A 23,943-nucleotide genomic window follows, 5' to 3' on the forward strand; every position below is an offset into this window, starting at 1 on the left:
TTCTACTTCCAGGCGGACACACGCGTCACGTAGGACTTGAGAATGGATGACACGAGCCAGTAGGCCCGTACGACGGTGTAGACCAGCTCGGGGATGAGCAGGGCCTCGACGAGCATCGCCTTCCAGCCCAGGGTCCGTACCCGCAGCGCGGGATAGATGATCCAGAAGGCGAGCAGGGCCCACAGCAGCGGGTGCGTGTTCAGGCTGTACTGGGCCGCGGCGAGGAGCTGGCGGGCGCCCCAGATGAAGATGTACGAGAAGCCGAACAGGCCCAGGATCATCGTGATGATGGAGTGCCAGGTGAACTTGGTCCAGCCACGGCGGCGCAGTGCGTCCACGGTGCCCCGGCTCCACCGCTCGCGCTGCTGGACCAGCTCGCGCAGGGTGGGCATGAGGTCGGTGTACGCGATGCAGAGCTGGTTGGCCGTGACCTTCCAGCCGGACTCCTTGAGCGCCAGCGTGGTCTCGTAGTCCTCGACGAGGTTGCGGTGGTCCTCCCAGAACACCTCGCCGCGCCAGTCGATCAGGCCCTGAAGGGCCTCGGCCCGGTAGAAGGAGCCGGCGCCCGACATGGTGTGGACGTCCTTGCGGAAGCGCGAGGTCGCCGCCCGGCCGTACTCGATGATCTGCATGCCGAGCAGGAACCGCTGCCAGGGGTTGCGCCACAGGTCGGTACGGCCGAGGCAGGCCGCGCTGACGCCGCCGATCTCGGGGTCGGTCGATAGGACGTTGCGGGCGCGCTCGATGAACCGGGAGTGCAGTTCGGTGTCGGCGTCCATGACGAGGATGTGGCCCACACGGCCGTTGAGACGGCCGCCGACGGCCTGCCTGAGCCAGCTCAGGCCGTAGTTGAGGGCGCCGGCCTTCTTGTGGGGGTTGTCCGGGAAGTTCAGCACGACGGTCGGCGGCGTGCTCTCGTCCTCGGCGAACTGGAGCGCGTAGTCCTCGGTGCGGTCGGTGGAGTTGTTGACCACCACGACGATCAGGTCGGGCCGGCGGGTCTGCTTGGCCAGCGACTCGAGAGAGGTGAAGACTCCGACCTCCTCGTTCCTCGCGGGAACCAGGACGACGGTCTCGTAGACCATGGAGGTCGTGGTGGGGGCGGCGCGGACGCTCCCGCCGCGGCCTCTTCGGTGACGGCTCCGGGCCGCGGGCTGCGACTCAGCCCGGTTTTGGCCCGTGTCGATGATGGACAAGGCGATCCCCCCACCCTGTTCTTCTTTTAGGCGACAGACCCACTCTTTGCGGGCCGTGCGAACGCGCTTGTGAAGATACCGCAAGCATGTCCGGCTGTTGAAAGTTTGAGCGCGCGTCCACGAGTGGGGGTATGTGGCGCAATTTGGACAATGCCTTCGTCCGGAGATGTCCTTTACCGGATCATGAATCCAGTCAATTCAGGCAATTACGTCAGGGGTTGTGCGATGTCGGAGTGAATAAGGTCACGTGCGTGACGAGTTGGGACGGGTTGTGAGAGTCCGGTGTGCATGTGCCTAAGATTCGCAGGTCAACCAGCCATGGAATCTGGGGTATTTCATGTCCCATCGCGGTAAATCGTCTGGTAAAGGGCGAAGCTTCGTCATCTTCACGTCCGTGGTGGTCCTCCTGGCCGCCGCCGGCGCGGCCGCCTACCGGTGGTGGCCGTCGGACGGGGACGACTCCGCGGCCCTGACCGTCCGCTACCGCACCGAAGGTCCGACGGTGACGGACGCCGCCAAGCCCTGGCTGGAAGTCATCAACACGTCCGGCAAGGCGGTGGACCTCGCCGACGTCACCGTCCGGTACCACTACACCGCCGACGACGGTGCCCGGTTCGCGGCCAACTGCGTGCAGACGTCGCTCGACTGCTCCACGGTCACCCTGCGGACGGCCGCCGCGCAGAAGGCCGGCCCGAAGGCCGACCGCTACCTGGAGATCGGCTTCACGGGGGAGGCCCGCACCCTGAAGCCCGGCGGGACGACCCAGGCGATCGGGCTCCAGCTGTACCGCGTCGACGACGAGAAGCTGGACCAGTCGGACGACTACTCGTTCGACGCGGAGAAGACGTCGTACCAGGAGTCCGAGCGGGTCACGGCCTACCTGGACGGGGTCCAGGTGTGGGGCGAAGGGCCGGGCGGCGAGACCACGGGATCCGGGCGGTCCGCGAACGCGGGGTCCCTCGCCGAAGCGGTTCGGCCGCCCGCCGGCCTCCTCTTCGACGACTTCGCCTACGCGGGCCCCGAGGATCCGTCGCTCGCCGCCAACGGCTGGGTGGTGCGCAGCGGCGCGGGCGGACCGGGCGTCGATGACTCGTGGTCGGCGAAGGGGGTCACGTTCCCGGCCGGCGAGAAGGACGACGGCGGGCAGGCGCTGCGACTGGAGGCCCGTACCGACGGCACGAAGAAGGGGACGGTGCAGTCCGAGTTCCACACCGCGCGTCCGGTGTTCCGCGAGGGCACGTTCGTCGCCCGCGTGTACTTCACCGACGAGCCGGTGAGCGGCGAGGACGGCGATCACGTCTCCCAGTCCGTCTTCGCCATCTCGCCGGACCACAAGTCGGAGAAGTACAGCGAACTCGACTTCGAGTACATGGCGAACGGCGGCTGGGGTCGCTACGGCCCGATCCTCGACACCACCAGCTGGCGCAGCAGCGACGAGGGCGACCGGGTCACCAGGCCCCATCAGCTGAAGCTCGGCGGCTGGCACACCCTGGCCATGACCGCGGCCGACGGCAAGGTCACCTACTCGGTGGACGGCGAGGTGCTGTTCACCAGTGGGAAGTCGTACCTCCCGCGCGAGGCGATGAGCGTCAACTTCAGCAACTGGTTCATCGACCTCCCCTTCAAGGGGGAGCGGTCCTGGGAGATGAAGGTCGACTGGGTGTACTTCAGGTCCGGCCAGGCCGTCTCCCCGGACGACGCGGCGAAGGCCGTGGCCGGCTTCGCCGCCGCGGGCACGAGGCACGTGAACACGCTCGCGGGAAGCGACTGACGAGTCGGTGCCTCAGCCCGCCTCGGCCGCCGCCGAGGCCTGGGCCTCGCCGCGCCGCCGGATCTGGCGGAAGGCGAACTCGGCCAGGTCGTCGCCCGCCTTGAACACCTCCGTGGTCTTCTCCGTCACGTCCTTGCCGTCGGTGAAGCCCGCGACGGTGAAGTAGGCGTAGCGGCCGTAGGAGTTGGTCGTGGAGCGGCAGACGGCGCCGGTGCAGAAGGACTTCACGCCGCCGCCCGACAGGGAGCGGATGATGCTCTTCTTGTCGGCCTGCTGCTTGGCCTTCGCGGCCTGCGCCTCGGTGTCGAAGACGGCCACGCCGACCGTCACCGCCACGTCCCCCTGGGTGTAGGTGACCCGCATCATGCGGGTGCAGCCGTTGTCGGTGAGGACCTTCGGCAGCGTCTTCTGGGCGGCGGAGCCGCAGGTGCGGGTGTCCGCCGTCGGGCCCTTCTTGTAGACCGTCTCGCCCATGGTGAGCTGGGTGCCGGGGAAGAGCAGGTCGGGGCTGAGCGGGGCCTTGTCCTTCTTGACGCTGGAGACGAAGTCCTTCGGGTCCAGCGGCGGGGGCGCGCTGGTCGGCGCGAACGAGGGGGCGGTGGCCGACGCGCTGGGTATGTCCGCGGTCGCGGGGAGCTGGGAGGAGGGGCCGTCCGACGCCTGCCCGGAGCCGTTGGCCGAGACCACGGCCACGGCGACGGCGGTGGCGACGGCCACGGTGGCCAGGGCGCCGCCGCCGATGAAGAGCAGCCGGCGGCGCTTGGCGCGGGCCTCGGAGGCCTCGGCGAGGGCGGCCCAGTCAGGGGTGTTGTCGCCCTGGCCACTGTTCCAGGGCTGCTGGGACGGCTGCTGCGATTGCGGTTTCCAGGGATCCCACTGCGACTGAGGTCCCCCCTGCCCAAAGCTCATGGGCGGCATCTTAGACGGGCTGTGCGGCGTGCTGGTGCGGCTCCCGGAGCCTCTCAGCGCCTAGCGTTCCGTCCATGCGGACGGGCAAAAGCGACATCTCCGGCTGGTTGGTGCGACCGGCGGGCGGGCCCCTGTGGGCGGTGCTCGTGGCGGTGCTGGCGGCGTGCGCGGGACACGCGGCGCGCGTGACCTCGGACGGGGGGATGGACAACGCGATCGTCGTGCGGGCCGCCCGCGCCTGGCTGGCCGGCGGCTCCCCGTACGACGATCCGCACTTCCTCTACCTCCCGAGCGCGGTCCTGGCCGCCGCCCCGCAGGCGATGCTGCCCCCGGCGGTGCTGCGGTGGCTCGTGCCGTGCGCGGTGACGGTCCTGCTGGCGGTGGGCTGGGCGTGCGCGCTGCGGCTGCACCGGGTGCCGCTCGGCAGCCGGCTCGCGGTCCTCGGGCTCACCGGGCTCGCGGCGGGTTTCGCTCCGTTCGGGCACCTGGTGCGCCTCGGCAACTGGACGGTGACGGCGGCGGTGGCCCTGCCCCTGTCCCTGCTGCTGGCGAGCCGGGGGCGGTGGACGGCGGCGGGGGTGGCCATCGGCGCGGCCGTGGCCCTCAAGCCGCTGCTCGCGCCCGTCGTCCTCCTCTTCCTGTTCGCCGGGCGGTGGCGGGCGCTGACGGCGGCGGTGGCCCTGCCCGCGCTCGCCTCCGGGGCGGCGGCGCTGCTGATGCCCGACCCGGCCGGCTTCTTCACCCGCACCCTGCCCTTCCTCCTGCACGGCGACGACGGCTTCGTCCGGCTGTACGAGGCGTCCCCGGCGGCCGTGCTGCCCCGGCTCGGGGTGCCGGAGGCGCTCGCCCAGGGCCTCGCGGTGGCGGCGGCCGGGGCCGGGGTGCTGTGCGCGTACGTCCGCTGGCGCCGCGCTGACCCCGGGCCGCTGCGGCTCGCGGAGACCGGCGCCGGCCTGATGCTCGCGGCGTTCCTCGTCTCCCGGCCCTCCTACGACCACTACCTCCTGGTCGTCCTCCCGCTGCTGCTCGCCGGACTGCCGTACGCCGGGTCGGCGGCCCGCGTGGTCTGGTTCTGGATCTCCCTGGTGCCCCAGGTGCCGGGGGTGACCTGGCCCTGGCTGGAGTCGGAGAAGCGGCGGGCCTTCAGGGACGCGTTCACGCTGTGTGTGCTGGCGGTGACGGTCGCCCGGCAGGCCCGGGGCGGGGCGGAGGCGAGCGGCGGTGACGGCCTGCGCACCGGGCCCGGGGCGGAGCCCGCTCAGGTCGCGGCGGCTCCGTTTTGACCAGGCTGTGCCACCCCGGGTACGCTGCACAGTCGTATGTGTATTGGCTTGCTCATTCTCACGTGAGGGGCCCTTACACCGGTCCACCGGGACCGATGACCAGCGACCAGCACGCGGTTTGCGTCACCGCGGTGCGGTCAGGGCTGTCGTGATCGTCTTCGGTGACCTTGTCAGGACCATTCACTGAAGAAGCGAAGGCTACGAACCGTGCGTACGTACAGCCCCAAGCCCGGCGATGTGACGCGCCAGTGGCACGTCATCGACGCTCAGGACGTCGTCCTGGGTCGTCTCGCCACGACCGCCGCCACCCTGCTGCGTGGCAAGCACAAGCCGATCTACGCGCCGCACGTCGACGCTGGTGACTTCGTCATCATCATCAACGCCGACAAGGTGCACCTCTCCGGCAACAAGCGGACCCAGAAGATGGCGTACCGCCACTCCGGCTACCCGGGCGGTCTGCGCTCGGTGCGCTACGACGAGCTGCTGGACAAGAACCCGGAGAAGGCCGTGGAGAAGGCCATCAAGGGCATGCTCCCCAAGAACTCCCTGGGCCGTCAGATGCTCTCGAAGCTGAAGGTCTACAAGGGTGACCAGCACCCGCACGGCGCGCAGCAGCCGCAGCCGTTCGAGATCACCCAGGTCGCGCAGTAAGTCCGGCCACCCCCTAAGACTGAAGAGAATCTGAGGAGCATCGTGGCCGAGACCACTGCCGAGCAGCCGCTCGAAGAGATCGACATCGACAGCTACACCACCGAGTCCGAGGTCCCCGTCGAGGGTGAGTACACCTCGGAGTCCATGGCCTCCGCCTTCGGCGAGCCCCAGCCGGCCGCCGGCCTGGGCCGTCGCAAGAACGCCATCGCCCGTGTCCGGATCGTCCCGGGCACCGGCAAGTGGAAGATCAACGGCCGCACCCTCGAGGACTACTTCCCGAACAAGGTGCACCAGCAGGAAGTCAACGAGCCCTTCAAGGTGCTCGAGCTGGACGACCGTTACGACGTCATCGCCCGCATCGCCGGTGGCGGTGTCTCCGGCCAGGCCGGTGCGCTCCGTCTCGGTGTCGCCCGCGCCCTGAACGAGGCCGACGTCGACAACAACCGCGGCCCGCTGAAGAAGGCCGGCTTCCTCAAGCGCGACGACCGTGCGGTCGAGCGCAAGAAGGCCGGTCTGAAGAAGGCCCGCAAGGCTCCGCAGTACAGCAAGCGCTAAGCCGCGCCTGCCTGTACTCCGAACGCCCCGGCGGCACGCCACTGTGCTGCCGGGGCATTCGTTTATCCCCGCCGTTGGGCGTATAACGGCACAAGACGTTCTAAGGCTCATGTGATCGGATGACCGGGCGGTGTGCCCGGGACGACGGGAGCCGGCTGCGTGGGCCGTACCGGCAGCGCTCCCGTCCGTGACGCTTCCTCAGGAGGACAAGTGGGACGACTCTTCGGCACGGACGGCGTGCGCGGCGTCGCCAACGCGGATCTGACGGCCGAGCTGGCGCTCGGACTCTCCGTCGCCGCGGCGCACGTACTGGCCGAGGCGGGCACCTTCGCCGGGCACCGGCCGACCGCCGTGGTCGGGCGGGACCCGCGCGCCTCCGGGGAGTTCCTGGAAGCCGCCGTGGTCGCGGGCCTGGCCAGCGCCGGCGTGGACGTGCTGCGGGTCGGCGTGCTGCCGACGCCCGCGGTCGCCCACCTGACCGGCGCGCTCGGCGCCGACCTCGGCGTGATGCTCTCCGCGAGCCACAACGCCATGCCCGACAACGGCATCAAGTTCTTCGCCCGCGGCGGCCACAAGCTCGCCGACGAGCTGGAGGACCGCATCGAGTCCGTCTACGCCGAGCACCGCACCGGCGCCCCCTGGGACCGCCCGACCGGCGCCGGCGTCGGCCGCGTCCGCGACTACGACCAGGGGCTCGACCAGTACGTCGCGCACCTCGTCGGTGTCCTGCCCAACCGCCTCGACGGGCTGAAGATCGTCCTCGACGAGGCGCACGGCGCCGCCCACCGGGTCTCGCCCGAGGCGTTCGCGCGGGCCGGGGCCGAGGTCGTCACCATCGGTGCCGTGCCGGACGGCCTCAACATCAACGACGGCTGCGGCTCCACCCACCTCGACCTGCTCAAGGCCGCCGTCGTCGAGCACGGCGCCGACCTGGGCATCGCCCACGACGGTGACGCCGACCGCTGCCTGGCCGTGGACCACACCGGCGCGGAGGTGGACGGCGACCAGATCCTCGCCGTGCTGGCGCTGGCGATGCGGGAGCGGGACGCGCTGCGGTCCGACACCGTCGTCGCGACCGTCATGTCCAACCTGGGCTTCAAGCTGGCCATGGAGCGCGAGGGCATCCGGTTCGCGCAGACCGGCGTCGGCGACCGGTACGTCCTGGAGGAGATGAAGGAGCACGGCTACGCCCTCGGTGGCGAGCAGTCCGGCCACGTCATCATCCTCGACCACGCCACCACCGGCGACGGCACGCTGACCGGCCTGATGCTGGCGGCGCGGGTCGCGCAGACGGGCCGTACGCTCCAGGACCTGGCGTCCGTCATGGAGCGGCTGCCGCAGGTGCTGATCAATGTGCCGGACGTGGACAAGTCCCGGGTGACCAGCTCCGCCGAGCTGGCCGCGGCGGTCTCCGAGGCCGAGCGGGAGCTGGGGAGCACCGGGCGGGTGCTGCTGCGTCCCTCCGGGACCGAGCCGCTCGTACGGGTGATGGTCGAGGCGGCGGACATCGAGCAGGCCCGGGCCGTCGCGGGGCGGCTGGCCGATTCGGTGAAGTCGGCGCTCGGGTAGTTTCCGGGGGCCGGGTTCGGGGCGGGGGTTCGGTGCGGTGCGGGCCGCGGGTTCGTCGTGGCCCGGCGTGCAGTTCCCCGCGCCCCTAGGTGGGTTTCACCATCCGGCGTCGTTGTGTCGCCCACAGTGCCTTCTGGATCAGCAGGGTCAGGGTTCCGGCAAGGATGATGGCGGCCAGGTTCAACAGCAGCTGCTCGGTCGAGCGCCAGGCTTGGTGGGCGTCGCCGTAGAAGAGCGCCACGGCCGCGTTCGCGGCGGCCGGCACGGTCGTCACCGAGATGGCGACACCGACCAGAGCACCCGACTTGGCGGATGTCAGGGAGAGGGTCCCCGCGGCGCCGGCGAGGATCGCCACCACGAACGAGAACCAGTCCGGGGCGTAGACGAAACCGGTATTGGGGCGGTCGGCTTCCAGCTTGCTCTCGCTGAAGAGGTCGAAGGCGTCCATCACCCAGCTGAACGCCACCGTCACTGCCATCGCCACAGCGAACCCCACCAGCAGCGCGATCGCCGAGCGAAGCGCCAGCCGCGGGGCGCGCTGCACGATCGCCGTGCAGATGCCGGCCAGCGGGCCGAACTCCGGGCCGACCGCCATCGCGCCCACGATCAGGATCGCGTTGTCCAGCACCACACCGCAGGCCGCGATCATCGTGGCGAGCGTGATGAAGGCGATGTAGGTGATGGAGAGGGTCGACTCCTCGTGCGTCGCCTCCTCCAACTGCTCCCACAGCACCGCGTCGGCGGGCTCGCCCGGCGCGTCCTTCTCGGCCTTGTCGGCGCGCTCGGACAGTGACAGGTCGATGTTCTCCGCGGTGATGGCGCCGCAGCTGTCGATGCCCAGCGACCGGAGCCGGTTGATGAGCGCGTCGCCCGCCTCCCGGGCGACGTCGCACATGACGACGTCGCCCACGGGATCGCGGGCCGCGCCCGGCAGGACGACCAGGTGCGTGGTGCCGACCGTCCCCTCGATCAGGTGGACCACCTCGTCGGTGCGGTCGGCCGGGGTGATCAGGCGCAGATGCAGCATCCGGTATTTGTACCGGCTGGGACGGGCGCCGTCACAGTTTGCGCAGGCTCAGCCGCTGCACCTTGTGGTCGGGGCCCTTGCGCAGGATCAGGGTGGCCCGGCCGCGGGTGGGCGCCACGTTCTCCACCAGGTTGGGCTTGTTGATGGTGCGCCAGGTGGTGCGGGCGTAGTCGAGGGCCTCCTCCTCCGACACCTGGGTGTACTTGCGGAAGTACGAGGACGGGTTCTGGAAGGCGGTATCGCGCAGCTTGCGGAAGCGGCTGAGGTACCACTGCTCGATGTCCTCGGTGCGGGCGTCGACGTACACGCTGAAGTCGAAGTAGTCGGCGAGTCCGACCCTGGTGCGGCCGTCCTTGCCGGGCAGCGCGGGCTGCAGGACGTTCAGGCCCTCGACGATCAGGATGTCCGGGCGGCGGACGACGAGCTTCTGGTCCGGGACGATGTCGTAGATGAGGTGGGAGTAGACCGGGGCGGTCACCTCGGCCTTGCCCGCCTTGATGTCGGCGACGAAGCGGGTCAGGGCCCGGCGGTCGTAGGACTCGGGGAAACCTTTCCGCGACATCAGGCCGCGGGCCTCCAGCTCCTTCGTGGGCAGCAGGAAGCCGTCGGTGGTGACCAGTTCCACGCGCGGGTGCTCCGGCCAGCGGGAGAGCAGCGCCTGGAGCAGGCGGGCGACGGTGGACTTGCCGACGGCGACCGAGCCGGCGACCCCTATGACGAAGGGGGTGCCGGACTGGGAGCCCTGCTCGCCGAGGAAGGTGTTCAGCGCGCCGCGCAGGCCGTCGGTGGCGCCGACGTAGAGGTTGAGCAGCCGGGACAGCGGGAGGTAGATGTCCCGCACCTCGTCGAGGTCGATGACGTCGCCGAGACCGCGCAGCTTCTCCACCTCCTCGGCGGTCAGCGGCAGCGGCGTCTTGTCGCGCAGCGCGCTCCACTCGGGGCGGGTGAGGTCGACGTAGGGAGTCGCCTCCGGCCGTTGCCGGTGGGCGCTCCGGGGCATCGAGGAGACCGGAGAGATCACAGTCCATTGTTAACGGAGTTCGAACAGGGCGGCAGGTGGGGTGTGTCACGTCGGCCGGAACGCCGTGACCGACGACTCCGTGGAAGTTACGGGCGGGTACGGATGGCCGGTTATCGATCACAGGTGCGATTGCCGTGTGTAGCGTGCGCAACCCCGAGCGGAACGCGTCTGCCTTTTCCGACAGTCCCGGACGCAATCCGACATCGTCCCGATGAAAGAGTGCCGACGTGAGATCGACCGCTGTCCGCCGCACCGCTCTGGCGGCCTCCGCCGCCGTCCTCGCCCTGCTCGCCACCGCCTGTGGCGGATCGTCCGATGACGACGGTGCGGCCGAGGGTGACAAGGCCAAGGCGGACCGGTCCGCGCCGGCGGATGGGGGCAACGCCGGCGACTCGGCCCCGGCGGGCGACGCGCTGACCGCCGCCGAGCTGGAGAAGGTCGCCCTCGCCCAGGCGGACGTCGAGAACGGTGAGGTCACCAGCGAGATCCCGGCGGACGAGGACATCGCCAAGGACCAGGTCTCGACGGACGGCAAGGCATGTCTGCCGCTCGCCCACGCCCAGGCCGCGGTGGCCCAGGGCGAGCCGGCGGCGGACGTGAAGCGCTCCTGGACGGGCCAGACGGAGACCGAGTCCGAGGGCTCGGGCCCTGACGGTCAGGACATGACCGAGATCAGCGTGGACATGGTCAGGCTGAACGTCGCCTCCTATGCGGACGGTGGCGCCGGGCAGGCGCTGACGGAGCTGAAGGCCGCCGTCGAGCAGTGCGCCGGCGGTTTCACCGCGAGCGTGGGCAGCGACAAGCTGCGGATCGCCGAAGTCACCACGACCGCCGCTCCCAAGGGCGGGGACGAGGGCTTCGCGGTCACCCTCGGGGTGGACATCGGCAAGGACGCCAACGCGCCCATGAAGGTCGTCGTGGTCCGCAAGGGCGCCACGATCGCCTCCTTCAGTGCCGCCAACCTCTCCTCCATGGCGACCGGTGCGGACTTCGAGGTCCCCGCGGCCGTCATCGACGCGCAGATCGCCAAGCTCGGCTGACGCCGGGGCCCGTCGGAGGCGTTCGTACCCCGGTGGGAATTTCCGATTTCGGGCACGGGAAGGCCGGTTCGCGATCGAAACTGATCGTAGGCTGCCGGTCATGTGCGGAATCGTGGGATACGTGGGGTCACAGTCGGCGCTCGACGTCGTGATGGCCGGGCTGAAGCGACTCGAGTACCGGGGATACGACTCGGCGGGCGTCGCCGTGCTCGCGGACGGTGGCCTCGCCACCGCCAAGCGCGCCGGGAAGCTCGTCAACCTGGACAAGGAACTGGCCGAGCGACCACTGCCGAGCGCCGTGACCGGCATCGGTCACACCCGCTGGGCCACGCACGGCGCGCCGACCGACGCCAACGCCCACCCGCACCTCGACAACGCGGGCCGGGTGGCCGTGGTCCACAACGGCATCATCGAGAACTTCGCGCCGCTGCGGGCCGAACTGGAGGAGCGCGGCCACACGCTGGCCTCCGAGACCGACACCGAGGTCGTCGCCCACCTGCTCGCCGAGGAGTTCTCCGCCTGCGCCGACCTCGCCGAGGCGATGCGGCTGGTGTGCCGGCGTCTGGAGGGCGCGTTCACGCTGGTCGCGGTTCACGCGGACCAGCCGGACGTGGTCGTGGGCGCGCGCCGCAACTCGCCGCTCGTGGTGGGCGTCGGGGAGGGCGAGTCCTTCCTCGCCTCGGACGTGGCCGCCTTCATCGCGCACACCCGGGACGCCATCGAACTGGGCCAGGACCAGGTCGTGGAGCTGCGCCGGGACGGCGTCACGGTCACCGGCTTCGACGGCACCCCGGCCGACGTCCGCTCCTACCACGTCGACTGGGACGCCTCGGCCGCCGAGAAGGCCGGGTACGACTACTTCATGCTCAAGGAGATCGCCGAGCAGCCGAAGGCGGTCGCCGACACCCTGCTCGGCCGCATCGACGGCTCCGGCACGCTCAGCCTGGACGAGGTGCGCATTCCCGCCGGGGTGCTCCGGGAGGTCGACAAGGTCGTCATCGTCGCGTGCGGCACGGCCTTCCACGCCGGGCTGATCGCCAAGTACGCCATCGAGCACTGGACGCGCGTCCCCTGCGAGGTGGAGCTGGCCAGCGAGTTCCGCTACCGGGACCCGATCCTGGACCAGCAGACCCTGGTCGTCGCGATCTCCCAGTCCGGCGAGACGATGGACACCCTCATGGCCCTGCGCCACGCCCGTGAACAGGGCGCCAAGGTGCTGGCCATCTGCAACACCAACGGCTCCACGATCCCGCGCGAGTCCGACGCCGTGCTCTACACGCACGCCGGCCCCGAGGTCGCGGTCGCCTCCACCAAGGCCTTCCTCACCCAGCTGGTCGCCTGCTACCTGGTCGCCCTCTACCTCGGACAGGTGCGGGGCACGAAGTACGGGGACGAGATCCGCGACGTCGTCCGCGACCTGTCCCGGATCTCCGGCGCCGTCGAGCAGGTCCTGGAGACCATGGAGCCCGTGCGGGAACTGGCGCGTTCCCTGGCCCACAAGAACACGGTGCTGTTCCTGGGCCGGCACGTCGGCCACCCGGTCGCCCTCGAAGGCGCCCTGAAGCTCAAGGAGCTGGCGTACATGCACGCCGAGGGCTTCGCGGCGGGCGAGCTGAAGCACGGGCCGATCGCGCTGATCGAGGAGGACCTGCCGGTCGTCGTGGTCGTGCCGTCCCCGCGCGGGCGTTCGGTCATCCACGACAAGATCGTGTCCAACATCCAGGAGATCCGGGCCCGGGGCGCCCGCACCATCGTCATCGCCGAGGAGGGCGACGAGACGGTCGTGCCCTACGCCGACCACCTCGTCCGCATCCCGGCCACGCCGACGCTCCTCCAGCCGCTGGTGGCGACGGTCCCGCTCCAGGTCTTCGCCTGCGAACTGGCGACGGCCCGGGGCAACGAGGTGGACCAGCCGCGGAACCTCGCGAAGTCGGTGACGGTGGAGTGACCTACCGGTCCGCGTGACGCAGGTCGGCGACGAGACGGAAGCGCTCCAGCACCGCCTGCGTCTCGTCGTCCACCGCGAATCCGGGGTCGTCCAGGGCGGCGCGCATCTCCGCGCTGTGCCAGAACCGCTCGTGCCCGGCCCGCCATTCGGCCACGCTGGTGTACCCCTCGCCCTCGTCCATCGCGTGGGCGAGGTCCACCCGGGCCAGCGGGACGACGCGGACCCCGGTCACCTCGATGACGGCGACCGGCCGATCGTCCGAGCCGACGACCACCGACCGCTGCCCCGCCTCGGGCAGCGGCTCCCCGTCCCGCTCGTACTCGACGGCGAGGCCGGTCGTGGAGGTCTTGGACCCGTCGAGGATCGCCGCGACGAGCTGGTCGCGCAGGGGGCCGGGGAACGCGAACTCAACTCTGGGCAGCGTGTCGGTGTCGATGTGCGAGAAGGCCGAGGCGGAGTCAGGCGTCATGGCAGAACAGTAATGACGCGCTCCCGAGCCGTGGCCCCCACTCGACGCCGCCTCGCACCGAGCCCTCGCTCAAACCCCGTGCCCGGCCCCCCGCACATCCCGCCAAGCCCTCCCCACCGCCTCCGCGACCTCGTGCGCCCCCACCGGCGCCCCGTCCGCCGCGAACCGCCCCGCCAGCCCGTGCAGATACGCCCCGGCACTCCCCGCGTCCCGCGCCGACAGCCCCGCCGCCAGCAGCGACCCCGCGAGCCCGGACAGCACGTCCCCGCTGCCCGCCGTCGCGAGCCACGACGTCCCCGTCGGGTTGACCCGCACCGGCCCGCCCTCCGCCCCGGCCACCACCGTCGTCGACCCCTTCAGCAGCACCGTCGCCCCGTACCGCCCCGCCAGCTCCCGCGCCGAGGCCAGCCGCGCCCCCTCGACCTCCTCGCGGGCCACCCCGAGCAGTGCCGCCGCCTCCCCGGCGTGCGGCGTCATCAGAGTCGGTGCCGTACGTCGCCGCACCGCGTCGGCGTCCGCCAGCCGCAGCCCGTCCGCGTCGATCAGCACCGGCACCTCCGCGGCCAGCACCTCGGCCACGGTCCCGGCGTTGTCACCGGCCCCCGGCCCGACGACCCACGCCTGCACGCGTCCCGCCCGCTGCGGCCCCTGGTCCGACACGAGCGTCTCGGGGTAGCGGGCGAGCACCGCGTCCCCGGCCGGGCCGACGTACCGCACCGCCCCGGCCCCGCCCCGCAGCGCCCCGGCGACGGCGAGCACGGCCGCGCCCGGGTAGCGCGCCGACCCGGCGGCGATGCCCACGACCCCCCGCCGGTACTTGTCGCTCTCCGCACCCGGCACCGGCAGCAGCCGTGCCACGTCCGCGTGCTGCAACGCCTCCAGCTCGGCCGCGTCGTCCGGCAGCGGCAGCCCGATGTCCACCAGCCGCACCGACCCCGCGTACTCCCGCGCCGGATCGACCAGCAGCCCCGGCTTGTGCGCCCCGAACGTCACCGTCAGGTCGGCCCGTACGGCCGCCCCGTGCACCTGCCCGGTGTCCGCGTCGACCCCGCTCGGCAGGTCCACCGCGACGACGGGGGCCCGCGACCGCGCCGCCGCGTCGGCGAGCGGTACCGCGGCCTCCCGCAGCCCGCCCTTGCCGCCGATCCCCACGATGCCGTCGACGACCAGGTCGGCCCGCCCGATCAGCTCCCCGGCGCTCCCGCCGCCGGCCTCCGCGACCTGCCCGCCCGCCCGGCGCAACGCCGTCAGCCCCCCGCCGTGCGCGCGCTCCGGCGTGAGCAGCACCGCCGTCACCCCCGCTCCCCGCCGGGCGAGGCGGGCCCCGGCGTACAGGGCGTCGCCGCCGTTGTCCCCGCTGCCGACCAGCAGCACCACCCGGCTGCCGTAGACCCGGCCGGCCACCCGCCCGAGCACCTGGGCGCAGGCGGCGGCGAGCCCGGCCGCCGCCCGTTGCATCAAAGCCCCCTCGGGGAGCCGTGCCATCAGCTCCCGTTCGGCCGTCCTGACCATCTCCACGCCGTACGCAGTCCGCATGCCGTCGAGTCTTCCCCGTACGCGGTGAACACGCACGGTCCCGCCGTCCGCGATGGGGGACAGTTGTCCCATGGGTGACGACGAGACGGCACAGGTGATGACCTCGCTGGGGGCCCGCCTGCGCGCCATCCGGCAGGCCCGCGGTCTCACGCTGGCCCAGCTCGGCGCCGCCACCGGCATCTCCGTGTCCACGCTGTCCCGGCTGGAGTCGGGGCAGCGCGAGCCGGGGCTGCGGCACCTGCTGCCGCTGGCCAGGGCGCACCGCCTGCCCCTGGACGAACTGGTCGGCTCCCGCACCGGCGACCCCCGCGTCCACCCGCGCCCGTTCACCCGGCACGGCCAGACCTGGGTCCCGCTCACCCGCAACCCCAACGACGGGCTGCACGCGTACAAGCAGATCCTGCCCGCGCCCGCGGTCGCCCGCACCGAGTGGACCCCGCGGCCCGAGCAGGGCTCGCACGAGGGCCACGAGTGGATCTACGTCCTCTCCGGCCGCCTGCTCCTCGCCCTCGGCGACCACGACCTGGTCCTGACGGCCGGTGAGACGGCGGAGTTCGACACGCGCGTCCCGCACGGCATCGCCAACGCGGGGGACCGGCCCGTGGAATGGATCGCCCTGTACGGCGCGCAGGGCGAACGCATGCACATCCGGGTCCAGCCGACGCAGAACTGACCCCACCGGCCCGGGTCCGGCCGGCGCAGAACTGACCTCACCGGCCCGGGGCCGGTCGACGCAGAACTGACCCCACCGGGCCCGGGTCCGGCCGGCGCAGAACTGACCTCACCGGCCCGGGTCCGGCCGGCGCAGAACTGACCCCACCGGCCCGGGTCCGGCCGGCACGGAACCGATCCCACCGCTCCGGGTCCGGCCGGCACGGAACCGACCCCACCGCTCCGGGGCCGGCCGACAGGCAACCGGCCTCACCGGTCTGCGGCCGGCCTACCCTTCCGCGATCACCACCGCCGAGGCCACCCCCGCGTCGTGGCTCATCGACACGTGCCACGACGCCACCCCGAGCTCCGCCGCCCGCGCCGCCACCGTCCCCGTCACCCGCAGTCGCGGCTGCCCGCTGTCCTCGACGTACACCTCCGCGTCCGTCCAGTGCAGCCCGGCGGGCGCGCCGAGCGCCTTCGCCAGCGCCTCCTTCGCCGCGAACCGGGCGGCGAGCGAGGCGACGCCCCGGCGCTCACCGCCGGGCAGCAGCAACTCGCTCTCCACGAAGAGCCGCCGCGCCAAGGCCGGCGTGCGTTGCAGCGACGCGCCGAACCGCTCGATCTCGGCCACGTCGATCCCGACCCCGATGATGCTCATGCCGGGCACCCTAACGACTGAGGGCGGAGCGGGCGGCGGGTGCTCTGAGAGACTGGGGGCACGATGAGTGAGACAGCTGCTCGGTGGGACGCGGAGGCGCGGGCCCGGGCCGAGATCGATCTGGCCGCCCTGCGGGCCAACGTCCGCGCCCTGCGCGAACGGGCCCCCGGGGCGGCTCTCATGGCCGTGGTCAAGGCCGACGCCTACGGCCACGGCGCCACCGAGTGCGCCCGCGCGGCCGTCGCGGCGGGCGCGACCTGGCTCGGTACCGCCACCCCGCAGGAGGCCCTCGCGCTGCGCGCGGACCCGGCGTTGCCGCAGGACCTGCGGATCATGTGCTGGCTGTGGACGCCGGGCGGCCCCTGGCGCGAGGCCGTCGAGGCCGGACTCGACGTGTCCGTCAGCGGCATGTGGGCCCTGGCGGAGGCCGTCGGGGCGGCACGGCGGGCCGAGGTCCCCGCGCGGGTGCAGCTCAAGGCCGACACCGGGCTCGGGCGGGGCGGCTGCCAGCCCGGCGCGGACTGGGAGGAACTGGTCCGCGAGGCCCTGCGGGCCGAGGCCGAGGGGCTGCTGCGCGTCACCGGGCTCTGGTCGCACTTCGCCTGCGCCGACGAGCCCGGGCACCCCTCCATCGCCGCGCAGCTCACCCGCTTCCGGGAGATGACGGCGTACGCGGAGCAGCAGGGCGTACGCCCCGAGGTCCGGCACATCGCCAACTCGCCGGCCACGCTCACCCTCCCCGAGACCCACTTCGACCTCGTACGCCCCGGCATCGCGATGTACGGCGTCTCGCCCAGCCCCGAGATCGGCACCCCCGCCGACTTCGGACTGCGCCCCGTGATGACGCTGTCCGCCTCGCTGGCCCTGGTCAAGCAGGTCCCCGGCGGCCACGGCGTCAGCTACGGGCACCACTACGCCACCCCGGGCGAGACCACCCTCGGCCTCGTCCCCCTCGGCTACGCGGACGGCATCCCGCGCCACGCCTCGTCCGCCGGGCCGGTCCTGGTCGGCGGCAAGTGGCGCACGGTCGCGGGGCGGATCGCGATGGACCAGTTCGTCGTCGACCTGGGCGGGGAGCGGCTCGAGCCGGGCGCCGAGGCGGTGCTGTTCGGGCCCGGCGACCGCGGGGAGCCCACCGCCGAGGACTGGGCGCAGGCGGCGGGCACCATCGCGTACGAGATCGTCACCCGGATCGGAACACGCGTTCCGCGCGTCTACGTGAACGAGTGACTCGAACCGACGACGTGAACGGACGACCCGGACGGACGACGCGAACGGACGGCTCGGGCGGGTGGCGTGAACGGACGGCTCGGCCCGGATGACGTGAACGAGTGACGTGAACGGGTGACGTGAACGGGTGACGCGCCCGTCCACGACGTGACGCGCACGACGCGCGTGTCACAGGTGAACCGACGACCAGCGGGTATCCGCACGGCAGCCCGGCGGGCCCGGCGAAGAGGAGCGGTGTACGTGAGCGAGAGCAACGCGGAGGCCGTCGCGTCGGCCGTCGTCTCCGCCACGGAGGCCGCCACCGAGGCCGCCGCCGGCGGCTGGCGCCGGGCGACCGGCATCGCAGGCGTCGCGATAGGCGTGGTCGCGGCGGGTGCCGCGGCGGGCGTGGCGATAGAGCGGCTGACCGTCGGCCGCGGCATGCGCCAGAAGGCGCGGCTCGCCCTCGACTCGGCGGGGCCCTACGGCGGACTGCGCGGCACCCCCGGCAGGGCGTACGCCGACGACGGCACCGAGCTGTACTACGAGGTCGACGACGTCGAGCCGGAGACGGAGTCCGCGCTCACCCGGCGCCGCCGGCGGCTGTTCGGCCGCAAGGAGCCCGCCCCCGTGACCGTCGTCTTCAGCCACGGGTACTGCCTCAACCAGGACTCCTGGCACTTCCAGCGGGCGGCCCTCAGGGGCGTCGTCCGCACCGTGCACTGGGACCAGCGCAGCCACGGCCGGTCCGGGCGGGGCGTGGCCCAGGTGCGGGACGACCGGCCGGTCACCATCGACGAGCTGGGCCGCGACCTGAAGGCCGTCATCGACGCGGCCGCCCCCGAGGGCCCGATCGTGCTGGTCGGGCACTCCATGGGCGGCATGACCGTGATGGCCCTGGCCGACGCGTTCCCCGACCTGATCCGCGAGCGGGTCGTCGGCGTCGCCCTGGTCGGCACGTCCTCCGGGCGGCTCGGCGAGGTGAACTTCGGGCTGCCCGTGGCCGGTGTCAACGCGGTGCGGCGGGTGCTGCCGGGCGTGCTGAAGGCGCTGGGGCAGCGGGCCGAGCTGGTGGAGAAGGGGCGGCGGGCGACGGCGGACCTGTTCGCCGGGATCATCAAGCGGTACTCGTTCGCGTCCCGGGACGTCGACCCGGCCGTGGCGCGGTTCGCCGAGCGGATGATCGAGTCGACGCCGATCGACGTGGTGGCCGAGTACTACCCGGCCTTCAACGACCACGACAAGACCGGGGCCCTCGCCCGCTTCGCCGACCTGCCCGTGCTCGTGCTGGCCGGGGTGCGGGACCTGGTGACGCCGAGCGAGCACAGCGAGGCGATCGCCGACCTGCTGCCGGACGCCGAACTGGTGCTGGTGCCCGACGCGGGGCACCTGGTGATGCTGGAGCATCCGGAACTGGTCACCGACCGGCTCGCCGACCTGCTCGCACGAGCGCAGGAGGCGGCGCGCGGCGCGGTCGTGTGAGGGCGGCGGCTCGGGCGGGCCGTCGCGCCGGCAGCGGCTACCGTGGATGCCTATGGAAGCACCAGCAGCACCGCAGGGCCCGGCCGGGCCCTCCGAGCCCACCCCCGCCGTCGAGATCACCGTCACCTCCCCGGAGCAGATGCGGGAGCTGGGCCGCAGGCTCGCCAAAGTGCTGCGCGCCGGTGACCTGCTGATGCTCAGCGGGGAGCTGGGCGCGGGCAAGACGACGCTGACCCGCGGGCTCGGCGAGGGCATGGGCGTGCGCGGCGCCGTCACCTCCCCGACCTTCGTGATCGCCCGCGTGCACCCCTCCCTCGGCGACGGCCCGCCGCTCGTCCACGTCGACGCCTACCGGCTCTCCGGCGGTCTGGACGAGATGGAGGACCTCGACCTCGACGTCTCGCTGCCCGACTCGGTGATCGTCGTGGAGTGGGGCGAGGGCAAGGTCGAGGAGCTGACCGACGACCGGTTGCAGGTGCGGATCCACCGGGCCGTGGGCGACACCACCGACGAGGTGCGGCACGTGACGCTGACGGGCATCGGCGAGCGCTGGACCACAGCCGACCTGGGCGTGCTCGCGGTCTGACCCGCGGGCCCCGCGCCGCTCGCGGGTCGTCCCGACAAGACGTCGGCAAGATATTGCGTTCCGGGTCTTGCGCGTGGTCACATGGTATCCAGCTCGTGGTTAGGCATGCCTAACCACGCCCGCCCCCGACCATCAGGAGGCGTCCATGTCCGAGACCGAGCCGCAGCCGGGGCCCGCGCCCACCCGTGTGTCCATGTACGACCTGCTCGCGTCCTGCGCCGCCGCGAAGGCGATCTCGACGCCGCCGCGCGCACCCGAGCCGGAGACCCGCCGACCGGTCCGGGAGCACCGCGAGGCCGCCTGAGATCGCCGGAGAGCGCCTGAGTTCGCGGTCGCCGAGGCGGATTCCGGGACTCAGCGAACGACGACGACCTGCTGCCCGATCGTCGCGAACTCCCACATCGCGTCGCCGTCCGCCCGGGTCTCCCGGATGCCGCCGGTGCGCTCGTCCGGGTCGGGCTTCGCCATCGAGCCGTCCACGGCCGCGCTGAACCCGATGACCACGCCGTCGACGCTGGTGAAGCGCACGACGTGCTCGACCGGGATGCCGTCGGAGCCGGTGACCCGGTTGGAACGGGACGTGACCGCGTAGGTGCCCGGCGCCGGGTCGACCGTGCTGGGCGTGACCCTGAAGGTGCGCCGGACCCGGTTGTCCGCGCCGACCAGCCACACCCGGTCGTCGTCCACCGAGTACACCACCCGTTCACCCCTTCCGGTCCCCGCGGGCAGGGCGTCCGGATGCAGCCGGTCGCGGGGGGCCTTGGAGGCGCCGGGGGCGGGCGAGCTGGTCGCGTGGGCCCGGCCGGGGTCGTGCGGGGCGGCGACCGACGCCTGGTGGGCGAGGTACCCGATCGTGGCCAGCGCCGCCGCCGTGAGCCCGGCGACGACACCGGCGCTGCTGCTTGCCACTGGGCGACCACCTCGTCGTCGTACGTCGTGCGTCCGTGCGTCCGTCACCGGCGAAGGTAGCAGTACGTGACCGTATGACCGCGCTGCGCGACACGGTGAGGTCCGCCGACGGGTGCGCGCGCCGACGCGGTCCCGGCGCGCATCACCGCCGCCCGCGGTCCGCCGCCCACCGGGCGTCCGACACGGGCCCCGCGGCGCCGTAGGCTGTTTGCGTGCTCTTGCTCGCTCTGGATACCGCCACGCCCGCCGTGACCGTCGCGCTGCACGACGGTACGGACGTCATCGCCTCGTCGAGCCAGGTGGACGCACGCCGCCACGGTGAGCTGCTGCTGCCGGCCGTCGACCGCGTGCTCGCCGAGGCCGGACTGCGCCTCGACGCCGTCACCGGCATCGTCGCCGGCATCGGCCCCGGCCCCTACACCGGGCTGCGCGTCGGCCTGATGACCGCGGACACCTTCGGGCTCGCGCTCGGCGTGCCCGTGCACGGCGTGTGCACGCTGGACGGCCTCGCCTACGCCGCCGACCTGGAGGGACCCTTCGTGGTGGCGACCGACGCCCGCCGCAAGGAGGTCTACTGGGCCCGGTACGCCGACTCCCGCACCCGCCTCACCGACCCGGCGGTGGACCGCCCCGCCGACATCGCCGAGCAGGTCGCCGGGCTCCCGGCCGTCGGCGCGGGCGCGCTGCTGTACCCGGACACCTTCCCGAAGGCGCACGAGCCGGAGCACGTGTCCGCCGCCGCCCTGGCGTCCCTGGCCGCCGAGAAGCTCGCGGCGGGCGAGGAACTGCCCGCGCCCCGGCCGCTGTACCTGCGCCGGCCCGACGCCCAGGTGCCCAAGAACTACAAGGTGGTCACCCCCAAGTGACCGAGTCAGCCACTGCCGGGCCCGCGACCGTCGTGCTGCGCGAGATGCGCTGGTGGGACATCGACCCCGTCCTGCTGATGGAACGGGAGCTGTTCCCGGAGGACGCCTGGTCGCGCGGCATGTTCTGGTCCGAGCTGGCCCACGCGCGCGGCCCCGGCGCGTCCCGGCGGTACGTGGTCGCCGAGACGGACGGACGGGTCGTCGGCTACGCGGGCCTGGTCACCTCCGGCGAGCAGGCCGACGTGCAGACCATCGCCGTCGCCCGCGACCACTGGGGCACCGGCCTCGGCGCCCGGCTGCTGACCGAGCTGCTGCGGGCGGCCACCGCCTTCGAGTGCACCGAGGTGCTGCTGGAGTGCCGGGTCGACAACACCCGCGCCCAGCGGCTGTACGAGCGCTTCGGCTTCGAGCCCATCGGCTTCAGACGCGGCTACTACCAGCCGGGGAACGTGGACGCCCTGGTGATGCGCCTGACCGACCCTTCCACCTCCCTGCCGGGAACCGAACGAGGAACCGACAACCATGCCTGACGAACCTCTGGTCCTGGGGATCGAGACCTCCTGCGACGAGACCGGTGTCGGTGTCGTCCGGGGCACCACCCTGCTGGCCGACGCCGTCGCGTCCAGCGTCGACGAGCACGCCCGCTTCGGCGGCGTCGTCCCCGAGGTGGCGAGCCGCGCCCACCTGGAGGCCATGGTCCCCACCATCGACCGCGCCCTGAAGGAGGCGGGGGTGAGCGCGCGGGACCTCGACGGCATCGCGGTCACCGCCGGTCCCGGCCTCGCGGGCGCCCTGCTGGTCGGCGTCTCGGCGGCCAAGGCGTACGCCTACGCCCTCGGCAAGCCCCTCTACGGCGTCAACCACCTCGCCTCGCACATCTGCGTCGACCAGCTGGAGCACGGCCCGCTGCCCGAACCGACGATGGCCCTGCTGGTCTCCGGCGGCCACTCGTCGCTTCTGCTCTCCTCCGACATCACCTCCGACGTCCGCCCGATGGGCGCCACCATCGACGACGCGGCCGGCGAGGCCTTCGACAAGATCGCCCGCGTGCTGAATCTGGGCTTCCCCGGCGGCCCGGTCATCGACCGCTACGCCCGCGAGGGCGACCCGAACGCGATCGCCTTCCCGCGCGGCCTCACCGGCCCGCGCGACCCGGCGTACGACTTCTCCTTCTCCGGCCTGAAGACGGCCGTGGCCCGCTGGATCGAGGCCAAGCGGGCGGCGGGGGAGGAGGTGCCGGTGCGCGACGTGTCGGCGTCCTTCCAGGAGGCGGTCGTGGACGTGCTCACCCGCAAGGCCGTGCGGGCCTGCAAGGACCAGGGCGTCGACCACCTGATGATCGGCGGCGGCGTGGCCGCCAACTCCCGGCTGCGGGCGCTCGCCCAGGAGCGCTGCGAGGCGGCCGGCATCCGGCTGCGCGTGCCGCGTCCCAAGCTGTGCACGGACAACGGCGCGATGGTGGCCGCGCTCGGCGCCGAGATGGTCGCCCGGAACCGGGCCGCCTCCGACTGGGACCTGTCGGCCGACTCGTCGCTGCCGGTGACCGACCCGCACGTGCCGGGGCTGGGGCACACGCACGGCCACGACCACGTGCACGAGGTCAGCAAGGAGAACCTGTACTCGTGACCGTCGCGCTGATGTGGGAGGCGCGGGCGGTGCCCGGCCGGGGCGAGGAACTGCTCGCCTGGGCGCGGGCACAGACGCTCGCCGACGCCCCGGTCCGCCGGGAGACCCTGCGTGCCCCGCAGGACCGGGTCCTCGTCATCACCTGGTGGGACGCCGCCTACGACGCCGAGCTGCCGGAACTGCCGGAGCCGGACGCCGGTCTGGTCACCCGGGCGGTGCACCGGTGGCGGTTCGAGTCGGTGGCCGCGGACTGAGCGGGGAGGTCGCGAGGCCCACGTCGCCCATCGTGGGCTTCCGCCACAGCAGCCTGCCGTTCCGGCGCTCCCAGACGGTGACGAGCAGGGCCTGCGTCCCCCAGTGAGCGGCGGACGCCAGCGGGAACAGCGCGGGCCACGTCCCCCACACGAGGGCCGCCACCAGTGTCGGCACGGCCATGAAGGCGAAGAGGCCCGGGAGGAAGAGGCGCTCGCGCAGCGGCTCGTCCGGCGGCGGTTCCACGCCGCCGGCCAGGGGAACGGCCTTGCGGAAACGCCGTACCTCCACGACCAGTTCCACGAGCACCGACAGCACCACGAGCCCGAGCAACCACAAGGGGAACCTGCCTGCGTCTCCCGCGGGCAACGGGTCGAACCCGTGCACGGCGCCACCCGCCACCGCGCAGACGGCGGTGGCGGCCAGCGCCGCTCCGGTGGCTCTCGTCTCGTGGTACAGGATCCGGTCCATCGCGCGCCCCCCCGTGCGCCCGGCGCGGCGGCCTCGGGCCGTCGGCGTCCCCTGTGTCGCAGTGCGTGCCCTGCGTCCCAGTGTGTCTTTTGTGTCGCAGTACGGCCGCCGGTCCATCCGCTTCCGAGCTGCCGCACGGCCCCGTGCGGCGCACGCGCGCGCCGGGCCCCGCCGACCGTAGTCTCAGCTCTCCGGCCGGACCACCCGCTCGTGCCCGAACAGCCGGTGAACACCGAGGGGCCGGCGTGAACGGGA

Annotated in this window: 24 protein-coding genes and 1 pseudogene; 16 read left to right on the forward strand and 9 right to left on the reverse strand. The window is 72.6% G+C overall.

What is annotated here, in order from left to right; translation table 11 throughout:
- Positions 1-2: 2 nt before the first annotated feature.
- A complete protein-coding gene (locus ACLIN4_RS21245) occupies positions 3-1,085 on the reverse strand; it encodes a glycosyltransferase family 2 protein (protein ID WP_107477115.1) in 1,083 nt (360 codons plus the stop codon).
- A 505-nt stretch (positions 1,086-1,590) separates the two neighbouring features.
- Between ACLIN4_RS21245 and ACLIN4_RS21250 the strand changes: the two genes are divergently transcribed.
- Positions 1,591-2,967 carry a cellulose binding domain-containing protein gene (locus ACLIN4_RS21250; protein WP_289906040.1) on the forward strand — a complete coding sequence of 459 codons (1,377 nt, stop codon included), beginning with the start codon at positions 1,591-1,593 and terminating at the stop codon, positions 2,965-2,967.
- Between the two features lie 12 nt (positions 2,968-2,979).
- Here the strand turns inward: ACLIN4_RS21250 and ACLIN4_RS21255 are convergent, their stop codons facing one another.
- Positions 2,980-3,876 carry a hypothetical protein gene (locus ACLIN4_RS21255; RefSeq protein ID WP_100044844.1) on the reverse strand — a complete coding sequence of 299 codons (897 nt, stop codon included), beginning with the start codon at positions 3,874-3,876 and terminating at the stop codon, positions 2,980-2,982.
- A gap of 74 nt (positions 3,877-3,950) precedes the next feature.
- Between ACLIN4_RS21255 and ACLIN4_RS21260 the strand changes: the two genes are divergently transcribed.
- The 4 genes from ACLIN4_RS21260 to glmM all read left to right on the forward strand — a co-directional run bounded on the left by ACLIN4_RS21260 (position 3,951) and on the right by glmM (position 7,934).
- Positions 3,951-5,159 carry a glycosyltransferase 87 family protein gene (locus ACLIN4_RS21260; protein ID WP_289906035.1) on the forward strand — a complete coding sequence of 403 codons (1,209 nt, stop codon included), beginning with the start codon at positions 3,951-3,953 and terminating at the stop codon, positions 5,157-5,159.
- Between the two features lie 207 nt (positions 5,160-5,366).
- Positions 5,367-5,810: a 50S ribosomal protein L13 gene (gene rplM, locus ACLIN4_RS21265; protein WP_043380986.1), complete on the forward strand. Its 444-nt coding sequence runs from the start codon at positions 5,367-5,369 to the stop codon at positions 5,808-5,810.
- A gap of 42 nt (positions 5,811-5,852) precedes the next feature.
- Positions 5,853-6,365 (forward strand): 30S ribosomal protein S9, encoded by a 513-nt coding sequence (rpsI, locus tag ACLIN4_RS21270; RefSeq protein ID WP_043380984.1) that lies wholly within the window; start codon positions 5,853-5,855, stop codon positions 6,363-6,365.
- A gap of 210 nt (positions 6,366-6,575) precedes the next feature.
- A complete protein-coding gene (gene glmM, locus ACLIN4_RS21275; RefSeq protein WP_107477118.1) occupies positions 6,576-7,934 on the forward strand; it encodes a phosphoglucosamine mutase in 1,359 nt (452 codons plus the stop codon).
- Positions 7,935-8,019: 85 nt separating this feature from the next.
- On the opposite strand, the gene ACLIN4_RS21280 is transcribed toward glmM, so the two are convergent.
- Both ACLIN4_RS21280 and coaA read right to left on the reverse strand, forming a co-directional pair.
- Positions 8,020-8,961 (reverse strand): DUF389 domain-containing protein, encoded by a 942-nt coding sequence (locus ACLIN4_RS21280; RefSeq protein ID WP_381911921.1) that lies wholly within the window; start codon positions 8,959-8,961, stop codon positions 8,020-8,022.
- A 31-nt stretch (positions 8,962-8,992) separates the two neighbouring features.
- A complete protein-coding gene (coaA, locus tag ACLIN4_RS21285; RefSeq protein ID WP_373420277.1) occupies positions 8,993-9,961 on the reverse strand; it encodes a type I pantothenate kinase in 969 nt (322 codons plus the stop codon).
- Between the two features lie 248 nt (positions 9,962-10,209).
- On the opposite strand from coaA, the gene ACLIN4_RS21290 reads away from it, so the two are divergent.
- Positions 10,210-11,022, forward strand: a complete 813-nt coding sequence (locus ACLIN4_RS21290; RefSeq protein WP_382085858.1) for a hypothetical protein — start codon at positions 10,210-10,212, stop codon at positions 11,020-11,022.
- Positions 11,023-11,122: 100 nt separating this feature from the next.
- The gene (gene glmS / locus ACLIN4_RS21295) at positions 11,123-12,970 is read left to right on the forward strand and encodes a glutamine--fructose-6-phosphate transaminase (isomerizing) (RefSeq protein WP_100049484.1); all 1,848 of its coding nucleotides are present in this window, start codon (positions 11,123-11,125) and stop codon (positions 12,968-12,970) included.
- Between the two features lies 1 nt (position 12,971).
- Here the strand turns inward: glmS and ACLIN4_RS21300 are convergent, their stop codons facing one another.
- Together ACLIN4_RS21300 and ACLIN4_RS21305 are read right to left on the reverse strand one after the other, a co-directional pair.
- Positions 12,972-13,439, reverse strand: a complete 468-nt coding sequence (locus ACLIN4_RS21300; RefSeq protein WP_411576115.1) for an ASCH domain-containing protein — start codon at positions 13,437-13,439, stop codon at positions 12,972-12,974.
- Between the two features lie 69 nt (positions 13,440-13,508).
- Entirely contained in the window at positions 13,509-14,975 is a 1,467-nt protein-coding gene (locus tag ACLIN4_RS21305; RefSeq protein WP_411576116.1) for an NAD(P)H-hydrate dehydratase, read from the reverse strand.
- Between the two features lie 70 nt (positions 14,976-15,045).
- On the opposite strand from ACLIN4_RS21305, the gene ACLIN4_RS21310 reads away from it, so the two are divergent.
- Positions 15,046-15,648, forward strand: a complete 603-nt coding sequence (locus tag ACLIN4_RS21310) for a helix-turn-helix domain-containing protein (protein ID WP_100049487.1) — start codon at positions 15,046-15,048, stop codon at positions 15,646-15,648.
- A 267-nt stretch (positions 15,649-15,915) separates the two neighbouring features.
- Here ACLIN4_RS21310 and ACLIN4_RS21315 read toward each other — a convergent pair whose 3' ends face one another.
- Positions 15,916-16,287: a holo-ACP synthase gene (locus ACLIN4_RS21315; protein WP_100049488.1), complete on the reverse strand. Its 372-nt coding sequence runs from the start codon at positions 16,285-16,287 to the stop codon at positions 15,916-15,918.
- 63 nt (positions 16,288-16,350) lie between these two features.
- Between ACLIN4_RS21315 and alr the strand changes: the two genes are divergently transcribed.
- The 4 genes and pseudogenes from alr (at position 16,351) to ACLIN4_RS21335 (ending at position 19,868) form a co-directional block, all read left to right on the forward strand.
- The gene (alr, locus tag ACLIN4_RS21320) at positions 16,351-17,517 is read left to right on the forward strand and encodes an alanine racemase (protein ID WP_107480440.1); all 1,167 of its coding nucleotides are present in this window, start codon (positions 16,351-16,353) and stop codon (positions 17,515-17,517) included.
- A 240-nt stretch (positions 17,518-17,757) separates the two neighbouring features.
- Positions 17,758-19,062 (forward strand): annotated as a pseudogene (locus ACLIN4_RS21325) (alpha/beta fold hydrolase); the annotation flags it as partial.
- On the forward strand, positions 19,031-19,564 hold the full coding sequence (tsaE, locus tag ACLIN4_RS21330) for a tRNA (adenosine(37)-N6)-threonylcarbamoyltransferase complex ATPase subunit type 1 TsaE (RefSeq protein WP_107489179.1): 534 nt from the start codon (positions 19,031-19,033) through the stop codon (positions 19,562-19,564). The pseudogene ACLIN4_RS21325 and the gene tsaE, both read left to right, overlap by 32 nt.
- A gap of 145 nt (positions 19,565-19,709) precedes the next feature.
- On the forward strand, positions 19,710-19,868 hold the full coding sequence (locus ACLIN4_RS21335) for a hypothetical protein (RefSeq protein WP_179342810.1): 159 nt from the start codon (positions 19,710-19,712) through the stop codon (positions 19,866-19,868).
- A 50-nt stretch (positions 19,869-19,918) separates the two neighbouring features.
- On the opposite strand, the gene ACLIN4_RS21340 is transcribed toward ACLIN4_RS21335, so the two are convergent.
- Positions 19,919-20,473, reverse strand: a complete 555-nt coding sequence (locus ACLIN4_RS21340; protein ID WP_107480423.1) for a hypothetical protein — start codon at positions 20,471-20,473, stop codon at positions 19,919-19,921.
- A gap of 212 nt (positions 20,474-20,685) precedes the next feature.
- On the opposite strand from ACLIN4_RS21340, the gene tsaB reads away from it, so the two are divergent.
- The 4 genes from tsaB to ACLIN4_RS21360 are packed head-to-tail and all read left to right on the forward strand — an operon-like array spanning position 20,686 to position 23,219.
- Positions 20,686-21,339 carry a tRNA (adenosine(37)-N6)-threonylcarbamoyltransferase complex dimerization subunit type 1 TsaB gene (tsaB, locus tag ACLIN4_RS21345; RefSeq protein WP_107480424.1) on the forward strand — a complete coding sequence of 218 codons (654 nt, stop codon included), beginning with the start codon at positions 20,686-20,688 and terminating at the stop codon, positions 21,337-21,339.
- A gap of 44 nt (positions 21,340-21,383) precedes the next feature.
- Entirely contained in the window at positions 21,384-21,869 is a 486-nt protein-coding gene (gene rimI, locus ACLIN4_RS21350) for a ribosomal protein S18-alanine N-acetyltransferase (RefSeq protein ID WP_411576768.1), read from the forward strand.
- A complete protein-coding gene (tsaD, locus tag ACLIN4_RS21355) occupies positions 21,862-22,965 on the forward strand; it encodes a tRNA (adenosine(37)-N6)-threonylcarbamoyltransferase complex transferase subunit TsaD (protein ID WP_100049633.1) in 1,104 nt (367 codons plus the stop codon). The genes rimI and tsaD overlap by 8 nt, the downstream gene beginning before the upstream one ends.
- Positions 22,962-23,219, forward strand: coding sequence for a hypothetical protein (locus ACLIN4_RS21360; RefSeq protein ID WP_100049632.1), 258 nt, complete (start codon positions 22,962-22,964; stop codon positions 23,217-23,219). The genes tsaD and ACLIN4_RS21360 overlap by 4 nt, the downstream gene beginning before the upstream one ends.
- On the opposite strand, the gene ACLIN4_RS21365 is transcribed toward ACLIN4_RS21360, so the two are convergent.
- Entirely contained in the window at positions 23,170-23,688 is a 519-nt protein-coding gene (locus tag ACLIN4_RS21365; RefSeq protein WP_411576117.1) for a hypothetical protein, read from the reverse strand. The two genes, ACLIN4_RS21360 and ACLIN4_RS21365, sit on opposite strands and share 50 nt — an antisense overlap.
- Positions 23,689-23,943: the final 255 nt, after the last annotated feature.

The sequence above is a fragment of the Streptomyces mutabilis genome (assembly GCF_046628145.1).
Classification (GTDB): Bacteria; Actinomycetota; Actinomycetes; order Streptomycetales; family Streptomycetaceae; genus Streptomyces; species Streptomyces mutabilis.